The organism is Pseudomonas mandelii (assembly GCF_900106065.1).
In the GTDB taxonomy this organism is placed as follows: Bacteria; Pseudomonadota; Gammaproteobacteria; order Pseudomonadales; family Pseudomonadaceae; genus Aquipseudomonas; species Aquipseudomonas mandelii.
Genome location: NZ_LT629796.1, coordinates 6,966,286 through 6,985,465, shown reverse-complemented (window position 1 = coordinate 6,985,465; position 19,180 = coordinate 6,966,286). Strand labels below are relative to the sequence as shown.

General features: G+C 59.6%; 12 protein-coding genes. 6 read left to right on the top strand and 6 right to left on the bottom strand.

What is annotated here, in order from left to right:
- The first annotated feature begins 21 nt into the window (after positions 1-21).
- From BLU63_RS32400 to BLU63_RS32385, 4 genes are all read left to right on the top strand, one after another.
- On the top strand, positions 22-2,829 hold the full coding sequence (locus BLU63_RS32400; RefSeq protein ID WP_083377210.1) for a multicopper oxidase domain-containing protein: 2,808 nt from the start codon (positions 22-24) through the stop codon (positions 2,827-2,829).
- Positions 2,830-2,846: 17 nt separating this feature from the next.
- A complete protein-coding gene (locus BLU63_RS32395) occupies positions 2,847-3,857 on the top strand; it encodes an SCO family protein (protein ID WP_144443469.1) in 1,011 nt (336 codons plus the stop codon).
- 92 nt (positions 3,858-3,949) lie between these two features.
- On the top strand, positions 3,950-5,419 hold the full coding sequence (locus BLU63_RS32390; RefSeq protein ID WP_083377208.1) for a sensor histidine kinase: 1,470 nt from the start codon (positions 3,950-3,952) through the stop codon (positions 5,417-5,419).
- A 218-nt stretch (positions 5,420-5,637) separates the two neighbouring features.
- Positions 5,638-6,201: a DUF4174 domain-containing protein gene (locus BLU63_RS32385; protein ID WP_083377207.1), complete on the top strand. Its 564-nt coding sequence runs from the start codon at positions 5,638-5,640 to the stop codon at positions 6,199-6,201.
- A gap of 177 nt (positions 6,202-6,378) precedes the next feature.
- Here the strand turns inward: BLU63_RS32385 and BLU63_RS32380 are convergent, their stop codons facing one another.
- From BLU63_RS32380 to BLU63_RS32370, 3 genes are all read right to left on the bottom strand, one after another.
- A complete protein-coding gene (locus BLU63_RS32380; RefSeq protein ID WP_083377206.1) occupies positions 6,379-8,646 on the bottom strand; it encodes an autotransporter outer membrane beta-barrel domain-containing protein in 2,268 nt (755 codons plus the stop codon).
- A gap of 95 nt (positions 8,647-8,741) precedes the next feature.
- Positions 8,742-12,317: an ATP-binding protein gene (locus BLU63_RS32375; protein ID WP_083377205.1), complete on the bottom strand. Its 3,576-nt coding sequence runs from the start codon at positions 12,315-12,317 to the stop codon at positions 8,742-8,744.
- A 3-nt stretch (positions 12,318-12,320) separates the two neighbouring features.
- Positions 12,321-12,944, bottom strand: a complete 624-nt coding sequence (locus tag BLU63_RS32370; RefSeq protein ID WP_083377204.1) for a response regulator transcription factor — start codon at positions 12,942-12,944, stop codon at positions 12,321-12,323.
- 414 nt (positions 12,945-13,358) lie between these two features.
- Here BLU63_RS32370 and BLU63_RS32365 point away from each other — a divergent pair, with 414 nt between their 5' ends.
- On the top strand, positions 13,359-13,736 hold the full coding sequence (locus tag BLU63_RS32365; protein WP_042932867.1) for a DUF6124 family protein: 378 nt from the start codon (positions 13,359-13,361) through the stop codon (positions 13,734-13,736).
- 214 nt (positions 13,737-13,950) lie between these two features.
- On the opposite strand, the gene ampC is transcribed toward BLU63_RS32365, so the two are convergent.
- Positions 13,951-15,117 carry a class C beta-lactamase gene (gene ampC, locus BLU63_RS32360; RefSeq protein ID WP_083377203.1) on the bottom strand — a complete coding sequence of 389 codons (1,167 nt, stop codon included), beginning with the start codon at positions 15,115-15,117 and terminating at the stop codon, positions 13,951-13,953.
- Positions 15,118-15,277: 160 nt separating this feature from the next.
- On the opposite strand from ampC, the gene BLU63_RS32355 reads away from it, so the two are divergent.
- Complete coding sequence (locus tag BLU63_RS32355) at positions 15,278-16,156, top strand: LysR family transcriptional regulator (RefSeq protein ID WP_083377202.1); 879 nt, start codon at positions 15,278-15,280, stop codon at positions 16,154-16,156.
- A 130-nt stretch (positions 16,157-16,286) separates the two neighbouring features.
- On the opposite strand, the gene gudD is transcribed toward BLU63_RS32355, so the two are convergent.
- Complete coding sequence (gene gudD, locus BLU63_RS32350) at positions 16,287-17,630, bottom strand: glucarate dehydratase (RefSeq protein ID WP_010458646.1); 1,344 nt, start codon at positions 17,628-17,630, stop codon at positions 16,287-16,289.
- 24 nt (positions 17,631-17,654) lie between these two features.
- Positions 17,655-19,001: an MFS transporter gene (locus BLU63_RS32345; protein ID WP_042932191.1), complete on the bottom strand. Its 1,347-nt coding sequence runs from the start codon at positions 18,999-19,001 to the stop codon at positions 17,655-17,657.
- Positions 19,002-19,180: the final 179 nt, after the last annotated feature.

Below are 19,180 nucleotides of genomic sequence, written 5' to 3'. Positions count from 1 at the left end.
ACGATTTAGAGGCGGCTGGTGATGGACAGAAAAGCGCGGCACCCCTGCAAATGGTTTGGTCTCCTGACGCCCCTGAGCGTCCTTCTGACAATGACGCTCGGCACAACAAACCTGCGCGCCAGCCCGATCGACGACGAACGACAGCCCGAACCCTCCGACCCTTCAGCGTACTACGACGAACCGACTGACAAAGTAGGCGCCTTGAACGCCATTTTGACCATGCCCCCGGCTAACCTCGATTCCTTCGACTTGCCGGGTGGCGTCAAAGGCAGCAAAGACACCACGCGCAAGGAAAACATCCTGCCGCCAGCGCTGCAGACCAGTTTCAATTACCCCACCAACGGAAAACCCAGTCCGCTGTATGGTGCTCTGCCGTTCACTCAACCACTGGCGCTGTTCGAAGAATTCGGTGTGGAAAAACTCGACCCCACCACCCCGGCGGCACTGTTGCCGTTTCCACCCGCCGCCATTGGCCCGCTGCCACAACAAGATCCCACCAGCGTCGCACGCAGCGCTCCGCCGAGTGCGGCGCTCGACGCGTTCTTGCGTCAACCAGGCCTGACTCCGTTCCCCAGCCAGTATTCCAACGTGGTCGACCGCAACCCTTGGCAGAAGCAGATTGAATTTTTCCTCAACCGCCGTATCGGCTCGTCGGCTGAAGGCCGTCCGCCAGGAAAAGGCTGGTCGCACCAGCGCTGGAACGAGTTTTACCCGCAGGTGGCCTACAAGACCGTGCAAGCCGGCGCACGGGTGAATACCGGTTTGCGTGACAGTCGCCAGATGCACCGCTATGCCGTGGGTGAGTTCGGTCCCAGTGGTCTCTATTACAATGTGGCGGGCGTGCCAGCGACAGCAGGCACCTCCAAAGGATCTGAACCGCGTTTTCATCCGAAAATGCCGGTGCAGAAACTCAACTCGCTATGGACCTTCGACGGCACCTTGCCGCCAAAATTGCTCATGGTGCGGTACGGGCAACCTGTGTTGATGCGTCATTACAACGGCTTGCCGATCGACCCGTCGGCGAACATGGGGTTTGGTCTGCACACCATCACCACCCACGAACACAACGGTCACGCACCGGCGGAAAGCGACGGTTACACCAATGCGTTTTTCTTCCCCGGGCAATTCTACGACTATCGCTGGCCGATCCAGTTGGCCGGTTACGACAGCATCAACACCAAGGCTGAAGACCCGCGTGCAGCGTTTCCGTGCTCGCCGGGCGAAACCCTGTGGACTAACGACCTCGCCCCCGGCCGCAAAACCTGCGACAACGGGATGATCAAAATCCGCGGTGACTGGCGCGAAACCATGAGCACCCACTGGTTCCACGACCACATGCTCGATTTCACCGCGCAGAACGTCTACAAGGGCAACGCGGCGATGATGAACTACTACAGCGCCCTGGACCGCGCCAATGAATCGGTGAATGACGGCGTCAACCTGCGCCTCCCCAGCGGCAGCGCCTTGCCCTGGGGTAACCGCGACTACGACGTCAACCTGATGTTTGCCGACAAGGCGTGGGATAAGAACGGTCAACTGTGGTTCAACCCCTTCAACACTGCCGGCTTCCTCGGTGACCAGGTGCTGGTCAACTGGAAATGGAAACCAGTCCTGGATGTGCGCGCCCGCAGCTATCGCTTGCGCATGCTCAATGGCTCCGTGTCGCGCTACTTCAAGATGGCGCTGGTGCGCGAGATCAAGGGCACCAGTGGCGAGTTCCAAGGGCCTGTCGGGTCGGGCGTGTCGTATGCCCGGGTGCCGTTCCACCTGATCGCCAACGACGGCAATATCATGGAACACGCCGTGCCGTTCGACGGCACCATGGACCTGGATGCCGACGGTGACAAACAGAACCACAACGCGATCCTGCCAACCCTGGGCATCGCCGAGCGTTTCGACATCATCGTTAACTTCTCGAAAAACGGGATCAAACCAGGCGACAAGCTGTTCTTCGTCAACCTGCTGGTGCACCAAGACGGCAAGGGTCCGGAAGAACCCGTCGCCCTGGCTGACGTGCTGTCCGAGAAGTACCGGGCGATCATCAAGCAAACCAGCAAGGGGCCAAAGTGGGAGGACGGTGATCCGGCGGTAGGCAAGGTGTTGCAACTCAACGTCAAGGCTTACACCGGTCAGGACCTGGCCATGGACCCGGCCGCTTATGAGCCGGCCAAACCGGGCAAGGCTGAAGGCCTGTTTATGATCCCGCTGAAAATCCATCGCGACAATGCGGCCGACAAGGCGCTGCTGGCTCAGGCTCGTCACCGCACCTTTACCTTCGGCCGTTCTGATGGCACCGATGAAGCACCCTGGACGGTCAAGACCGACGGCGGTTTCGGGTTTCGCATGGACCCACGTCGGCTGAACACCTCGACCAAACTGGCCAGCGGTCCGACCGACGCCGGCGCCACGGGCTTCGGCACGCTGGAAGTGTGGCACATCAAGGGTAATGACACGGGCTGGGGCCACCCGGTGCACGTGCACTTCGAGGAAGGGATCATCCTCAGCCGTGGCGGCAAGCCACCACCGGAATGGGAAAAATGGGCACGCAAGGACGTGTATCGCGTCGGTTCGGAAAAGGATGGTACGGACAATGTCGAGATTGCGATCCAATTTCGCGAATTCGCCGGCACCTACATGGAGCACTGCCACAACACTCAGCATGAGGACAACTCAATGCTGTTGCGTTGGGACGTTGAAAAACCCGGGCAAGTGCAGTTGATGCCGACTCCATTGCCGAGCTGGGATGGCGTGCGCTACGTGAACTCCGCTGCGCTGCCAACCTTCCGCACCGGCGACGGCTACGGTACCAAAGCAGCGGTCACACCATGATCCGCAGGGGAGCCGACATGACATCAACTACGCCGCGCTCCCGCGCCCTGGGCATGCACCTGATTTTGCTGCTGGTCACCGGCGTGCTGGCCGCTTGGCTGCTGCTCGCTCATGAAGGTGCACCGTCGCCGACGGAATCGGCGACACCCTGGGGCGGCGATTACTTCCCCAACACCTTGCTGACCGATCAGGACGGTCGGCAGGTGCGTTTTTTCGAGGACCTGATCAAGGGCAAAGTGGTGGTGATCAACTTCATCTTCACCACGTGCAGCGACTCCTGTCCGCTGGAAACCGCGCGCCTGCGCCAAATGCAACAGTTGCTCGGGGACCGGGTCGGGAAGGATATCTTTTTCTACTCGATCAGCATTGACCCGCTGAGCGATACCCCCGAGGTGCTTAAAGCCTACGCCCAGCGCTTCAAGGTGGGACCGGGCTGGCAGTTTCTCACCGGCGAATTCGAGGCCGTTACCGACCTGCGAAAAAAACTCGGGCTGTTTATCGAAGGCGTCGACAACGGACGCAGCAAGGATCACAACCTGAGCCTGATCGTTGGCAACCAGAGCACCGGTCGCTGGATGAAAGCCTCGCCGTTCGAGAACCCGTGGATCCTCGCCGATCAGTTGGCCAATACCTTGCAGAACTGGAAGCAGGCCAGTGCCGAAGGGCGCTACGCCAATGCGCCCGAGATTCGTCCGCCGAGCAACGGAGAAGAATTGTTTCGCACCCGTTGCGCGTCGTGTCACAGCCTCGGGCCGCAAGACGGGCAGGGCATCGGCATGCGCAGCATCGGCCCGGACCTGATCGGCGTGACCCGTCAGCGAGACCCCGTCTGGCTCAATCGCTGGATCCGCGAACCGGACCGCATGCTTGCCGAAAAGGACCCGATTGCGCTGGAACTGTTTGAGCGCTTTGACAAGATTCCAATGCCCAACCTGCGCCTGGATGAAGACGCAGCGCAGTCCATCATGGATTTTTTGCAGGAAGAAACTGACCGTCAACAATCGTTGCAGGCGGCGCAGTTGCAATAGCAGCTGAATACAATCATTGAGCCGTCGGGCTCGATCAATGCCACCTGCACTGATCCGATGAAAAGGCTTCGTCCAGTACTCAGGAGCCACCCATGCAGATACTCCAGCGCCAAAAAGTACCTGCGCTGCCGCACACGGCGGCAGGAGAAGGCACGGGCTTACGTGGCCAGTTCAATCTGCTGCGCTGGTTTTCCCTGGGCAGTTTTTTCATCATCGCCGCCGTGGCGCTGGGGCTGGGTTATATATCTACGCGCTTCGTCGTCGAGGAAAGCATCGAGCGCGATTCCATGCTGACCGCGCAATTCATTCAGGCCATTGGTGATGCCGAAATCCGCCACGCCTCGATTACCCCGAACAGAACCATGGGCGAAATGCTCGATCCTCGAGGTGACAATGCCTATTCCGACGTCGATCCGGGCTCTCGTGCGGCTGCCCGCACAGAGTTTCTCGATCATGTCGCACACTTGCCGGACACGCTATTGGCGGTGGTGTACGCTCTGGATCGCACGGTGGTCTGGTCGACCAACCCGGAGTTGGTCGGCGTGCGCATTGAAAATGATAAGGAACTGGACGAATCCTTTGAGATGAAGGAAACCGTGTCCACCAGCTACCACCAGATCGATGAAGAACGTCCCGAACAGATGCTGCTGCGCGAACCCAAGTACTTGTTCATCGAGAACTACATCCCGATGTTCAATGCCGACAAAAGCAAAGTGATCGCCATGGTGGAGATCTACAAAGAACCTGCGGACCTGGTGGCGCGCATCCAGCGTGGTTTCAAGTCGATCTGGCTGGCGACCCTGCTTGGTGGTGTCGTCATTTACCTCGCGCTATTCTGGATTGTCTGGCGTGCGTCCGAGCTGCTCGAGAGCCAGCAGAAACAGTTGATCGCCAACGAAACCTTCGTGGCGCTGGGTGAAATGTCCTCGGCCGTGGCCCACAGTTTGCGCAATCCGCTGGCGAACATTCGCTCGAGCGCCGAACTGGCCCAGGAAATCGCCAGCCAGAATACGCAAAAGAACATCGGCGACATCATCAATCAGGTCGATCGCATGTCGCGTTGGGTTCGTGAATTGCTGATGTCGTTGCGGCCGATGAATGACGACTATGAGGCGGTGGATCTGGTATTGATCATTGATGACACCCTGGGTGCCTTCGACGCGCTGATCAAACGCTCCGGCGTTGAAGTCCGTTTCACACCCAAGGTCTGCCCGCCAGTGGTTAGTCAGCAGGTGTTGCTGACGCAAATTCTCAATAGCCTGATTGCCAACGCCCTGGAAGCCATGCCCAGGGGCGGCGTGCTGAGTATCGAGATTGAATCGCCGCAGACCGGCCATGTGTGCATGATCCTGAGCGATACCGGCAAGGGCATGACCAAGCAACAGCAACAAATGGTCTTCAAGCCGTTTTTTACCACCAAACAAGGCGGGTTGGGCGTAGGCCTGGCCCTGGTCAAAAGGATAATGGAACGCTTAGAGGGCTCGGTCGAGCTGACCAGCCAGGAGCAGGCAGGAACCCGCGTTTGTCTCAACTTTAAAGTGGCAACGGGGGGAGAGTACTGAGCACAGCATACCGCTGGTCGAGGATGATGGAGCGCTCATGGCGGGTTCTCACGGCGGATCAGGTGTATCGTCATAAGGGATGAGATTAGCTCAGCCTGTTGCGCAATGACCGCCCTGACCTAAGCTTTGGTCAAGGCGGAACACAATTGCGGTGCGTCACCCGGAACGATCGCCGCGATGCGCAATCATTAGAGCGTGGATATCAAAAGGAGATGCGCATGCTCATCAGGTCTTTGACCCTGACTACCTTGCTGGCTTTCGCCGGCCCCTTGCTCGCCGCCGAAGACGGCTCACCGCTGGACAATGACAAAGGCAGATCCCGGCCACTGATTGTGATTGCTTCGAGTACCGTTGACCCGGTCTGGGTGAGCCTGAAAAAGGCGATGGACGATCCGGCCAACAAGGATGGCGTCAAGCAACGCAATATCAGGGTGTACACCGTGCTGAACATGTTCGGTCAGCTCGACGGCAAGGATCTCGGCCAGCAGGACACCATGGCGCTGATCCGCTCGCTGAAACTCGGCGCGGGGGCGTTTCCCAAAGTCATCCTGGTGGGCAAGGATGGTGAGAAGAAGTTCGAGAGTTCGGGGGATGAATCGAAGTCGGTCGACTTGAAGAAGATTTTCGACACCATCGACGCCTTGCCAGCCGCCGAAAAAGAAGCCGCACCGCCGACAGTCGCAACGCCCGTCGTCGCCGAACCGGCCGCTAAAGGCGCCAAGGGTGCAAAACCGGGAAAACCGGCGAAACCGGCCAAGCCTCCTGAAATGCCGGATGATTGAATCCCTATTGACCCCGGGTGAGCAGACTCCGATTCTTGTAAACGTCGCCACCCACTGTGGGCGCGAGCGTGCTCGCGAAAGCGGTCTGGCAGGCAACCTTGATGTTGGATGTGCCAGCTCCTTCGCGGGTAAGCCCGCTCCCACAGGGATGCCCTTTTGGCACAAGGGTTGGGGGCGTTACCAGTTGTAGCGATAGCCGACCGTCAGCGCCCAAGGCTGTTCGATATCGTTGCCTTTGGTGTAGCCCGCTTCGGCGAAGAAGTTGTGTTTTTCAACCGCCGTCACAGTGACGCCACCCGCTACCTCGGCTCGTGAACCCGGCAAGCGGCTGTCGAGTTTTGCCCCGTTGACGTTCACTGTGCTGTCACCTGCATGTTCGGTGATCCAGGCGGCCTTGACGTAAGGTTTCACCGCAACGCCATTGCCTGGCTGCAGATTTCGCCCGAACGCCCCGCCAACACGGCTTTGCAGCGAAACCATCGAATCCTGTTTAACGCTCAGGCCATTGCTCGCCGTGTAGCTGCCGCCACTGATGCGCGCTACCTGCAGCCCCGCTTGGGGTTCAACGAACCAGCCCTGGCTTAGGTCGATAGTCTTGCCGAGTTGAACGTCAGCACTCACGGCGTGGTTCTTGTAGCGCGCCTTGACCTTGTCGCCGAGGTTGCTGGTGATGTCGACGTCATTGTTCAGGTGGCTGTATTTCAGCGCGCCATCGACATACATCCCGCTGCGGTCCAGATAGGCGGCATAACCCCCCAGCGTCGCGCTGTCGATCGTGCCATTGCTGGCCTCGCCAAAGTGTTGCCGCGCCTGACCCTTGCCAAGCAAGCCGCCCACATACAGCGTACCGTCGGCAAAGGACAGGGCCGTGTCGGCGCCGATTTCCAGGCCGTTGACCTGTTGCTGGAACGCGCGACTGGCACCTGTGTCCAGGCGTTGTTCAGTGCCATAGCCACGGATCCACAGACCTCCCTGATCCTTACCCGAACGAAGATCGCCCAAATGCTGGGTCGTCGCATTCATCTGCGCGCCGATCAGCGCAGCGGAGGCGGCGTGGCTGGCGACCGCCGCGTTGGCGCCTTTGCTGAGAACTTTTGCCTGAGGAACAGGGTGAGTCTGGATCGGTTGCGGCGTTTGCGGTGGCGGGGCGATGACTGGCTTGTCTGGCTGTTCAGTGACGGGTGGGGTCACCGGGTTGACTGGATCGACCGTATCGATCGTATCGATCGTATCGATCGTATCGATCGGATCTGCCGGATCTACGGGATCTACCGGATCTGCCGGATCTACGGGATCTGCCGGATCTATGGGATCTACCGGATCAACCGGATCCAGATCAGGTGTGTTTTCGCCTGGTTTGGCCAGGAACCAATCGTCGTCGTGCTGTTGCAGGGTGTAGCGGTAGGCGCCGGCATCGACGGTCCCGCCATGGAGTTTAAAATCACCGCTGCCACCGTTGCCATCCACCAGCATCAGTTGCTGCTGCTGCTCGCCGCTCGGCGCGTTCCCGGAGTCGGCAACCACCAGGGTGTGGCTGTCGCTGATCGGCCCTTGCACCTTGATCAGGTCGCCTTGCAGTGAGGCCAGGTCCGTGTTCATCAGGAAGCTGCCATTGCCGGTCAACGGGCCTTTAATCGTCAGCGTGTGAAAACCGTTGATGGCCGGATCGGCGAACGTGACTTGACCGGTGATATGGTTCGCGCCGCCCAGCACTGCATCACCCTTGAGTCGCAGAACACCACCCGAATTGATCGTTGTGTCACTGGCTTCGGCCAGGTCGCCGAGCACCATGAGGCCACCCTGATTGACGGTGGTGAAGTGGATATGCGGGCCAGCCCCACTATCCATCATCCCGCCCTGATTGACCACGGTGTTGATGACCGAGGCGTTCTCGCTGAGGGAAAGTTCGCCACCGTCATTGACCGTCGTGCGGTCGGCATTGCCGTTTTCGTAAACGGTCATCTGACTGTTGTTGACGAAAGTGTTCTTGGCGGTGGCATCGGTATACACCCACATAGTGCCGCCTTTGAGCTGGGTATCACTGACCACCGCGTTCTGCGCCACCTCCAGGTTGCCGTCGTTGACGATGGTGCGCAGGGCTGTGGCTGAACCGACGACGACCATGGTGCCGTTTTCAACGACGGTGCTGAATGCCGCCGCAGAGTCATAGACACTCAGCCTTCCACTGCCATCGACTGTGGTGCCGTTCGCGCGCCCGCCGTCCAGAAGTTGGATGAACCCATTGCTCACGGTGCTATCGGTCAGAGTGCCGCCCGTACCGACGTAAATCGTCGAGCCATCGTTCACCGCTACATTGGCCTGAGGCGTTGTCAGGCAGTTGAGCGAGTCGCAGCTGGCAGCAAAGGCGCCGGCAGGCGCGCAGCCCAGCATCAACAATGCCCCGGACAGGGAGACACGAGAAAACGGTACACCAAAAGTAAACATAACGATCCGCCGACTGCATGGAAATGAGCGCGGATTCTCCGGGTGTGGGCGAGGCGGATAACGCAGCCGCTTCCTATCTTTTTGTAGGACGCGTCCTACAAAAGTCGACCGTTGAGGTGCTCTTGAAGGCTGTTTTGCAGGCGTTGCATCTGCTTGGCAAAGGCCTGATGCAGGCGACTCAAGGCGTCTAGCGGAATCGACTGGCCACACGCCTGCTCCAGTTCCTCGCAAGCGCTGATCAGCGGCGCCGCGTGGATGATCCGCGCGCTGCCGAGGATCTTGTGACTGCGCCGCCCCATGGCGCTGTAATCGCCAGCGGCATACAGCGCCTGCATGGCGTCGAAGTCTTCCTGATTAGTGCGCAGCACCGTGGCCAGCAACTGCCGAGTCATGGCCGCATCACCCGCCGTAATATCGCTGACCTTCGAGATATCGAAGCAGGGGGCCGCCGCCTGTTGCACTTGTTCGACCTGGCGAAGATAGCGCTCAAACGCCGAGCGGGTGACGGGTTTGAACAGGCAGTCGTTCATGCCGGCATCCAGGCAGCGCTGGATTTCCTGAGGCTGAGCATTGGCCGTCAGTCCGACCACATGGGTTGCAGTTCGTCCTTCCCGGGCCTCGACCGACCTGAGTTGGCGGGTCATCTGGTCGCCGCTCATTTGTGGCATGTTGCAGTCGGTGATCACGTAGTCGAAGATTTCCCGGTCCCACACCCGCAATCCCTCGAGCCCGTTCTCGGCGCACGTCACGCGCATGCCCAGCGACTCCAGTTGACGTTGCAGCACCACGCGGTTGAACTCGTGATCTTCGACGATCAGGATATCGCGCGCTGGCAGCGGTGCCAGGTGTTCAGTGCTGTCCAAAGGCGCCGGGGCGTCGTCAGGCGCCAGGTCCGCGTCGAGTTCCAGGGTAAAACACGAGCCTTGTCCCGGCGCGCTGACGCAGCTCAGTCGCCCGCCCATCAACTGCGTCAACTGCTGACAGATCGCCAGGCCCAGCCCCGTACCGATCTGCAACTCGCTGTCGCTGGATGCGAACTGGGTATAGGGCTGGAACAGCCGCTCGCGCTGTTTATCATCCATGCCGACACCGGTGTCTTGAACACTCAGGCGCACGTGGGCGAGGTCGCCTTGCGGTTCAATCAACAGCTGCACCATCACCGAACCTTGCGGAGTGAATTTGATCGCGTTGCTGATCAGGTTGGATGCAATCTGGCGGAACCGCAGCGAGTCAAGCTCCACTGCGGTATCGAGCCCTTGGTTGATGAATTCCAGCGCGACGTTTTTCTGCTGCGCAAGGCTGGCGAAACTCTGAATCACCGTGCTGACCAATCGCTCGGGATGGCAGGTGCCGCTGCGCAGCTCGAACTTGCCGGATTCGATTTTCGACAGATCAAGAATTTCGCCGATCAGCTCCATCATGCCGCTCGCGGACTTTTGTGCGATGTCGATCAGCTGCGCGTCGGAGCGATGGTCGCGCATCAGTTCGAGCACGCCGATCAAGGCGCTCATCGGCGTGCGGATCTCATGGCTCATCACCGCGAGGAAGTGACTCTTGCCCCGGTTGGCTGCTTCTGCCAGGTCCTTCGCCTGATGCAGTGCGTGCTGCAAATGCTGCTGCTCGGTAAGGTCGATCCAGCCGCCGATCACCCCGGTCATGGTGCCGTCGGAATCGCGGTAGGGCAGTGCCCAGTGGTAAATGTGATACGTCTTGCCGTTGACGGTCATGGTGAAGTTGTCGAAGGACGGCTCGCCGCTGTCGAGCGTCGCGCGATGAATGCGCTTGTAGCTCCAGGCGTCGTCGGGGGCAAGAATGTTTGCTTCGATCAGGCCTTTGCCCTGCACCTGCTCCAGTTCGATTTCCATCACTTGCAGGTAGGCGCGGTTGCAGGTCAGCAGCAAGCCTTGGCGGTCGCGCACGTAAATCGGATGCGGCGTGCCGTCCACCAGCACTTTCATGAACTCCAGTTGGTCATTCAGGGCTTTTTGCGCTTTCTGACGTTCGGCGATTTGCCGGCGCAAGCCGCGGTTCCATGCCAGGATCGCCAGCACTACCACCAGTAGCCCCAGCACCGCTTTATAGAACCAGCTTTTGTAAGCGCTCCAGCCGCCCTGACTCTCCTGCGGGTTCTGCCAGCGGTTGGCCAGGTCGCTGAACTTCTCGGGACGGATATCGAGCAGGGCCTTGTTGAGGATCGAGACCAGTTCGGTATTCTGATGCCCGGTGGCAAAGCCGATCAGCGCGGGTTGGGAGCCGATCACCGAGTCGATTTGCAGTCGGCCACGGAAAAAACGGTCGATCAGGTACGTCGCGCCCAGTTGCGGCTGGATGACGCCCTCGACCCGGCCTTCAGCGAGCAATTCATACGTCTCGATGGGCGCGTCCACTGCGACCTGTTGAATGTCCGGCCACTCGCGTTCCAGCCAGTTGGCGGCGGCCGAGCCTTTGACGAGCGCGACTGGCCGGCCTTTCATGCCCGTCAGGCCCGAATGCTCGGGTTGCGTGCGTGTCACCAGCACAAAGGGGTTGATCACGTAGGGGCGGGAGAACATCAGGCCGGGTTCGCGGCGTTCACTGTAGGTCAGCGCGGCAATGATGCTGACCGGGTCCCGTTGTGCCCGGCTGGTCATGGCATCGACGGAGGTGATTTTGCTCGGACGGAACACCAGCCCCGTTCGGTCATTGATCAGTTCGAGCAAGTCCGCCGCCATGCCGCGGAGTCGACCTTCCGCGTCGAAAAAGCTGAAGGGCGAATACAAGTCGTTGGCCAGCACATCGATCTGCGGGTGATCCTTGATCCATTGCTGTTCCACCGGCGTCAATTGCAGACGGCTGTAACCCAGCCTTGGATTGGCGCCGATGCCCCAGCGCCGGGCAATCACGCCGCGTTCCTGGGGGGAAATGTTCGCCAGGGCACTGTTGAGCAGCGTGCGCAACGGCGTGTTCCCGCGCTGTACCGCAAAGCTGAAGCCCAGGCCTTCGGAGTCGCGCTGGATCGTCTGCTTAAGGCTTTGCTGATAGCTGCGCTCCACCAGGTACTGCGCGGAAATGGCGTCGGTGAGCAGCACCATTCCTTCGCCATAGGCAACCCGGCCCAAACCTTCATCGGTCGAGTGCACCGACTCGACCTGCAACTGCGGGAACAATGAGGCAACCCGTTCCCGCTGAATCCAGTCGGGATCGAACAATACGGTAGTGCCGGCCGGGGGGTGGTCTGCGGGCCAGTGCGTACCGAACTTGCTGATCAACACCGCCTGGTCGTAGGCGTAAGGTGCACTCAGCAGCAGATCGGCACGGACGGCTTCGAGGTGATTGATTCGCGGCACCAGATCGACTTCGCCCTGTTGCAGCGCGGCCAGCGCCTGTTCCTGGCTGGCATAGCGATTAACCTGCAAACGTACACCGAGCCCACGGGCCAGCACGTCGAGGTAATCGGCGGAGAGGCCTTCGTAATCCTTTTGATTGGCGGTGATATCCAGCGGCGGCCGGTCGGGCAGATACACGCCAACCCGCAGCACGGCATTTTGATGGAGCCACTGGCGTTGCGCGGCCGTGAGTGTGAGCGCGACGCTGCTGTCCGCGGCGCGGCTGAGCAATGAAAGCGGTTCTGCGCACGCGCTATAGGACAGGAGCATCAGCACGCCCAGCAGCACTCGGCGGATCGCGGTCATGAGTCAGACCAGATCATTGCGTTTGGCAAATTCGATCAGCTCCAGCAGCGTCGAGACGTTGAGCTTTTCCATCAGGCGGGTTTTATAGGTGCTGACCGTCTTGTTGCTGAGCAGCATGTCGTCGGCGATTTCCTTGTTGCTCTTGCCCAGTGCCAGACCGTGCAGCACTTTGAGTTCACGGCGGGTAACGGCGCTCAGGAGCTGCGCATCGTTGTGGGCGAAATCGCTTTTGCGCACCGAATCGAACGTGCTGACCGGAAACCACGTCTTGCCGCTGGCCACGGCTTTGAGCGCGGCGACGATTTCTGCCGGATCATCGATTTTCGACAAAAAGCCCGATGCGCCGGCCCGCAGGCACTGCGCCGCGTAGGCCTGGCTTTTCAGCCCGGTGTGCACCAGCACATGGGCCTGGCTGCCGCCGATGCGCAGCCGGTCAATGACTGCCATGCCGTCGAGTCGCGGGATGTCGAGGTCCAGCACAATGGCATCCGGCTTCAGCTCGAATGCCTTGCTGAGGGCGTCTACACCGTTGTCGCACTCACCGACAATCTCATGGCCCTCACGGGCCAGAATCATCCCGATTGCCATGCGCACCACAGCGTGATCATCGACCAACAGTACTTTCATGGGTCAGCCCTTAATGCTCTGATTCAGCATAGTCCTGTCGCAGATAAGCGGTATGGAGGGCTGATGCGTGGTGGTGGGGTGAGAAAAAAGAGGGCGATGCTACTTGGTTTGGGTGGGGTATGTAATCTTTAACGAGGGGGCCATTGTGCAGCACCACAGGTTTTGCATTGGTCGACAATCGGGTTCAAATCGATCCTCCACAGCGGCTATAAAAACCGCGTGTACCGCTGGGGGCCTGATTTCATTGGTCTCGGAAATTTCCTGCAAGTCCTGTCGGACTTCATGAACTGGTTTCTGTCAGAGCGCGCCGTTAGCCTTCGTCAGCCACCGCAACCATCGCGGTCGGACGTGGGAGTCCGCAACACTGAGGGATCCAGGGACGAAATAACCAATGGCCAGAAAGGAGCCTCGTCTATGAAGAAGTTCGGCAAAAATGATCCGCAACGCCCAACCGATGCCACTCACCTGAAGCTTGTCCGGGCGGGCGACACGACCGAGCACGACACCCGCATTCGAGTGCGCAAGCCCAGACGTTCCGTCCCGATCAACCAGATCTTGTCTGTTGCCCCGGGCGTCGACACCCTCACTCTCTTGCATCAGGCCAGCGAAACCCTTGCGTCGCTGAATGCGGTGCTTGTGAATTTTGCCGTCAAGCTGGATGGCTCGAACAGGGTGATGCTGGGGGCGATTCAGCAGTTGGCGGGGATTGCAGAGTTGTTGGTGGCTCAGGCTCGGGACAATCTTGATCCGAGGAACGATGCGCCTGACGCTCCAGCGCCGACTCGGCATTGAGCCGACGTAATAACGACAATGGGCGACCCCAAAGAGGTCGCCCATTTTTATTGCCAGCATTGACCCCTGTGGCGAGGGAGCTTGCTCCCGTTGGGCTGCGAAGCGGCCCAAGGCCATTTACCTCGGTGTATCTGATAAACCGTGCTGAATAGTTTTGGGGTGGCTGCGCCACCCAACGGGAGCAAGCTCCCTCGCCACAGATAAGCGGCGAGGATTACTCGGTAAGGGCACTCACTATGTTGTGAGCGATCTTGATTCGCTCGGCGTTCGGGTAATTCTTGTTCGCCAGAATCACGATACCGATGTCTTCCGAAGGCACGAACGCGACATACGCGCCGAAACCACCCGTCGACCCGGTCTTGTTGAACCATGCCGCGTCTTGTGCAGGTTGTGGCGGGTTCAGCCACTGGACTTTGTGCGCCTCCATCGCCATCTCCGTCGAGTTGCCACTCAGTAACGTTTCGAGGCTGGCCGGATAGTGGTAGTGCTCCCAGCCCAAGCCCTGCCTCATCTCGCCCACGGTGTAGTAACCGCTGTGAGTGAGGGCGATCGCTTGTTGCAATGGCTTCTCCAGCGTCGCCGGTTTCAGGTTCGCTTCAACATAACGAAGCAAATCCGCCGCGCTGGTTTTCACCCCATACGCCTCCGAATCCAGCGCTCCCGGGCTCACCCGCACCGGTTTGCCATCCTTGCCGTAACCCTGGGCGTAAAGCCCCATCTGATCCTGCGGCACCTTGAGATAGGTGTGCTTGAGGCCGAGTTTGGGCAGCAGGTTTTTTTCCATCAGCTCATCGAACGGCTGGCCCATGCTTTTGGCCGCCAGATAACCGGACAGCCCAAGGCTGGGGTTCGAATACTGGCGGTGGGTGCCTGCGGCATAAACGGGCTTCCACTGTTTGAAGTAGGCGAGCATTTTGTCTGGATGATCGGCCTCGTCAGGAAACTGCAGCGGCAACCCGCCAGCGGTGTAAGTGGCGAGTTGCAACACGCTGATGGTGTCGAATGCACTGCCGCGCAGATCAGGCCACACCTGGCTGGCCCGGTCAGACAAAGACAGTTTGCCGCTCGCCTGGGCGTAAGCCGTCAACGTGGTGGCAAAGGTTTTACTCACGGAGCCGATTTCGAACAGCGTGTCTTTGCTGACGGGTTTACCGTCCTCTTTCGACGCCATGCCGTAATTAAAGTAATGCTGCTGACCCTTTAAGGTGATCGCGACCGCGACGCCAGGGATATTCTGTTGTTGCATGACCGGCCCGATGGCGGCTTTCACCAGGGCGTCGAGCTGATCGTCGGATTTTGTTGCGGCCATACAGTGACTTGCGCCGAGGAACAGGGCGAAAGCGCTGAGGGACGCCAGTCTTGGCAGTTGAAATTTGAACATGATTGGAATCACTCTCCATGAGTTGCCATTACTTTAACCGCTACACTCCGTCCGGATCCAACACCGGATGGCTGATGGGCGCGCCAAATCTAGGCAGTCGGGCGAGAATCGACAAACGACGATATTTCGGGTTAGCCATTAGAAAAATTTGGGAGTGGGCATGATTCGTCCTCATCTGCCGCTGAACGCATTGCGTGCCTTCGAGGCTTCCGCACGCCATTTGAGCTTTACTCGGGCAGCGGTGGATTTGTTCGTCACGCCGGCGGCGGTCAGCCATCAAGTCAAAAGCCTTGAAGCCCAGCTTAACGTAACGCTGTTCAAACGCTTGCCCCGCGGCCTGATGCTGACCAGTGAAGGCGAAACCTTGCTGCCGGTGTTGCGCGAGTCCTTTGACCGGATTGCCGAAACCCTTGAACGTTTCGAGGGCGGGCATTTTCGTGAAGTGTTGACCGTGGGTGCCGTGGGGACCTTTGCGGTGGGTTGGCTGTTGCCGCGACTGGCGGACTTCCAGTCGAAACATCCATTCATAGATTTGCGCCTGTCGACTAACAACAATCGGGTGGATGTGGCTGCCGAGGGCCTGGATTACGCCATCCGGTTTGGCGCCGGCGCATGGCACGGGATCGAGGCGTCAAAGCTGATCGAGGCGCCGTTGTCGGTGCTCTGCGTCCCGGAAATAGCCGGGCAGTTGCAAGAACCTGCGGACTTGCTCAAGCAGACGCTGTTGCGTTCCTATCGCACGGACGAGTGGCCCGAGTGGTTTCTGGCCGCCGGGTTACCGGCCAATACGCCGGCGCCTAGGAGCATCGTCTTCGACTCCTCGCTGGCCATGATGGAGGCGGCGCTACAAGGCGCCGGCATTGCCTTGGCGCCGCCGCTGATGTTCGCCCGGCAACTGGCGGCGGGGGCGATCGAGCAACCGTTCGACATCGGTATCACCACCGGCTGCTATTGGCTGACCCGCTTGCAGTCGCGTCCTGAAACGTCGGCGATGACGATGTTCAAGGAGTGGCTGCTGCAAGCGGCCAGGACACACTGACGAATACCATTTCCCCTGGAGGCGTGAGCCTGCTCGCGATGGCGGTGTAACAGTCAACGATGAGGTTGAATGTTATGGCCTCATCGCGAGCAGGCTCGCTCCCACAGGGGATTCTTGGTGCTGCGAGGGTTTAGCGCACCAGGCACGGCCGCTTGTTATCGAACTTCCACCCCGGAATCAGAAATTGCATCGCCACGCTGTCATCCCGGGCGCCCAGTCCCATGCCTTTGTACAACTCATGAGCCTTGGCCAGTTGATCCAGATCCAGCTCAACCCCTAACCCGGGCTTCTTCGGCACCTGCACGCACCCCCCGACGATTTGCAGCGCAGCCTTGGTCAGGCGCTGACCGTCCTGCCAGATCCAGTGGGTGTCGATGGCCGTGATTTCACCCGGCGCAGCCGCGGCGACATGGGTGAACATGGCCAGGGAAATGTCGAAGTGATTATTGGAGTGCGAACCCCAGGTCAGGCCCCATTCGTGGCACATCTGCGCCACGCGAACCGAACCCTGCATCGTCCAGAAATGCGGGTCGGCCAGCGGAATATCCACCGATTGCAACTGGATGGCGTGGCCCATTTCCCGCCAGTCGGTGGCGATCATGTTGGTCGCGGTTTTCAGGCCTGTGGCACGGCGGAACTCAGCCATGACTTCTCGACCCGAATACCCGTTTTCCGCCCCGCACGGGTCTTCGGCATAAGCGAGTACGTGATGCTGGTCGCGGCACAGTCGAATGGCTTCCTTGAGTGACCACGCACCATTCGGGTCGAGGGTAATGCGCGCATCGGGAAAGCGTTCGGCCAGCGCGGTGACGGCTTCGATTTCCGCGTCGCCGCTGAGCACGCCACCCTTGAGTTTGAAGTCCTTGAAGCCGTAACGGGCGTGCGCGGCCTCGGCCAGGCGCACCACGGCATCGGCGGTCATGGCTTTGTCATGGCGCACGCGGAACCAGTCATTGTCGGCCTCCGGTTCGCTGCGATAGGGCAGGTCGGTTTCATTGCGGTCACCGACATAAAACAGGTAACCGAGCATCTTCACTTCGTCACGTTGCTGGCCTTCACCGAGCAGGGCCGCAACCGGCACGTCCAGATGCTGGCCGAGCAAGTCGAGGAGGGCGGCTTCCAGGCCCGTGACCGCATGAATGGTGATGCGCAGGTCAAACGTCTGCAAACCGCGACCGCCAGCATCACGGTCAGCAAAGGTCTGGCGCACCTGATTGAGGATCTTCTGATACGTGCCGATCGGACTGCCGACCACCAGCGAACGTGCATCTTCCAGCGTCTGGCGAATGCGCTCGCCCCCCGGCACTTCGCCGACCCCGGTGTGCCCGGCGTTGTCCTTGAGAATCACGATATTGCGGGTGAAAAACGGGCCGTGGGCGCCGCTCAGATTGAGCAACATGCCGTCATGACCGGCCACCGGCACCACTTGCATGCTGGTGATGATCGGGGCTTTGGCGGTGTCTTGTGGGTTCATTGTCTTGTCCTTCAACACAGAGATTCAGGCGTGATTGGGCGCTGGTTTGCCCAAGGCAACGGCGGGTGCGGTTTTCGGTGTGTTGCGCGCGGCGAAGACGATGATCGCGGCGATGATCGATGTCGCGGCCAGGCCATACAGCCCGCCCTGAATCGACCCGGTATGTTCTTCCAGCAGACCGAACGTGGTCGGTGCCACGAAGCCGCCAAGGTTGCCCACCGAGTTGATCAGCGCGATGACGCCCGCCGCGATTCGCGCATCCAGATAAGCCTGAGGAATCGGCCAGAACAGCGACGAGGCCGACTTGAAGCCCAGCGCCGCGAAGCAGATCGCCACGAAGGCAAAGATCGGCCCGCCCGTGGTCGACATGAACATCCCGGCTGCCGCGATCAGCAGGGCGGCGGCGACCCAGGCCTGCTGGTGTTTCCATTTCGCCGACAGCGAAGCGAAGGCGTACATGCCGACGATCGACAGCAACCACGGGATCGAGTTGAAGAGCCCGACCTGAATGTCGCTGAGGTCGCCCATCTTTTTGATGATGCTCGGCAGCCAGAAGGTCGCGGCATAAATGGTCAATTGGATGAAGAAGTAGATCAGGCAGAACAGGATGATCTGGCGATCTTTGAGCAACGTGCCCAACGACGGCTTGATCGGTGTCGCTGCTTCCCGGGCCAGTTGTTCGTCATCGATGGCTTTGACCAGCGCATCTTGCTCGGCGCGGGTCAGCCATTTGGCGTCGTGGGGTTTGGAGTCCAGCCAGAACCACACGAACACGCACAGCCCGACTGAAAACATCCCCTCGATGAAATACATCCACTGCCAGCCATGCATCCCGAATCCGCTGATCTGCAACAGCAAACCGGACAGCGGGCCGGAGATCAGCGAGGCAATGGCCGAACCGCTGAGGAAAATGGCAATCGCTTTGCCACGCTCGACGCCAGGCAACCAGCGCGTGAAGTAATAGATCACCCCGGGAAAGAACCCGGCTTCAGCCACGCCCAGCAGGAACCGCAGGATGTAGAAGTGGGTTTCGTTCTGGATGAAGGCCATGCCGGCCGCGACCAGGCCCCAGGTCAGCATGATGCGGGTCAGCCAGATGCGGGCGCCGACTTTTTGCAAAAGCATGTTGGAGGGGACTTCGAACAGCGCATAGCCGATGAAGAACAGGCCGGCGCCGAGGCCGTAGGCGGCAGCTCCGATGCCCAGGTCCTGCTCCATGTGGGCGCGGACGAAGCCGATGTTCACGCGGTCTATGTAATTGACGATGAACATGATGACGAAGAGCGGTAGGACATGGCGTTTCACTTTCGAGATGGCGGACTTCAGGACCGAATCGGCGCCCTCGTGCATCCCGGATATGGAGGTATTCACTTGGTTTTCTCCCACTGATTATTTTTATGCGGGGTGTGGCTGGATGTTGTTGTGTTGATAGACATCATACAACTACATTTTTTTGTCCTGCAAGCAGTCTGACCTAATAAAATGGCGTTTATTTTCGCTGTGCTCACTTTTTTGCTGATGAGTGGCGCCTTAAATAACGGTCTTTTTTA

What these genes read in the sequence shown, in the direction of transcription:
- BLU63_RS32400 (WP_083377210.1), top strand. Translation starts at nt 22, where the DNA reads ATGGACAGAAAAGCGCGGCACCCCTGCAAATGGTTTGGTCTCCTGACG.
- BLU63_RS32395 (WP_144443469.1), top strand. Translation starts at nt 2,847, where the DNA reads ATGACATCAACTACGCCGCGCTCCCGCGCCCTGGGCATGCACCTGATT.
- BLU63_RS32390 (WP_083377208.1), top strand. Translation starts at nt 3,950, where the DNA reads ATGCAGATACTCCAGCGCCAAAAAGTACCTGCGCTGCCGCACACGGCG.
- BLU63_RS32385 (WP_083377207.1), top strand. Translation starts at nt 5,638, where the DNA reads ATGCTCATCAGGTCTTTGACCCTGACTACCTTGCTGGCTTTCGCCGGC.
- BLU63_RS32380 (WP_083377206.1), bottom strand. Translation starts at nt 8,646, where the DNA reads ATGTTTACTTTTGGTGTACCGTTTTCTCGTGTCTCCCTGTCCGGGGCA.
- BLU63_RS32375 (WP_083377205.1), bottom strand. Translation starts at nt 12,317, where the DNA reads ATGACCGCGATCCGCCGAGTGCTGCTGGGCGTGCTGATGCTCCTGTCC.
- BLU63_RS32370 (WP_083377204.1), bottom strand. Translation starts at nt 12,944, where the DNA reads ATGAAAGTACTGTTGGTCGATGATCACGCTGTGGTGCGCATGGCAATC.
- BLU63_RS32365 (WP_042932867.1), top strand. Translation starts at nt 13,359, where the DNA reads ATGAAGAAGTTCGGCAAAAATGATCCGCAACGCCCAACCGATGCCACT.
- ampC (WP_083377203.1), bottom strand. Translation starts at nt 15,117, where the DNA reads ATGTTCAAATTTCAACTGCCAAGACTGGCGTCCCTCAGCGCTTTCGCC.
- BLU63_RS32355 (WP_083377202.1), top strand. Translation starts at nt 15,278, where the DNA reads ATGATTCGTCCTCATCTGCCGCTGAACGCATTGCGTGCCTTCGAGGCT.
- gudD (WP_010458646.1), bottom strand. Translation starts at nt 17,630, where the DNA reads ATGAACCCACAAGACACCGCCAAAGCCCCGATCATCACCAGCATGCAA.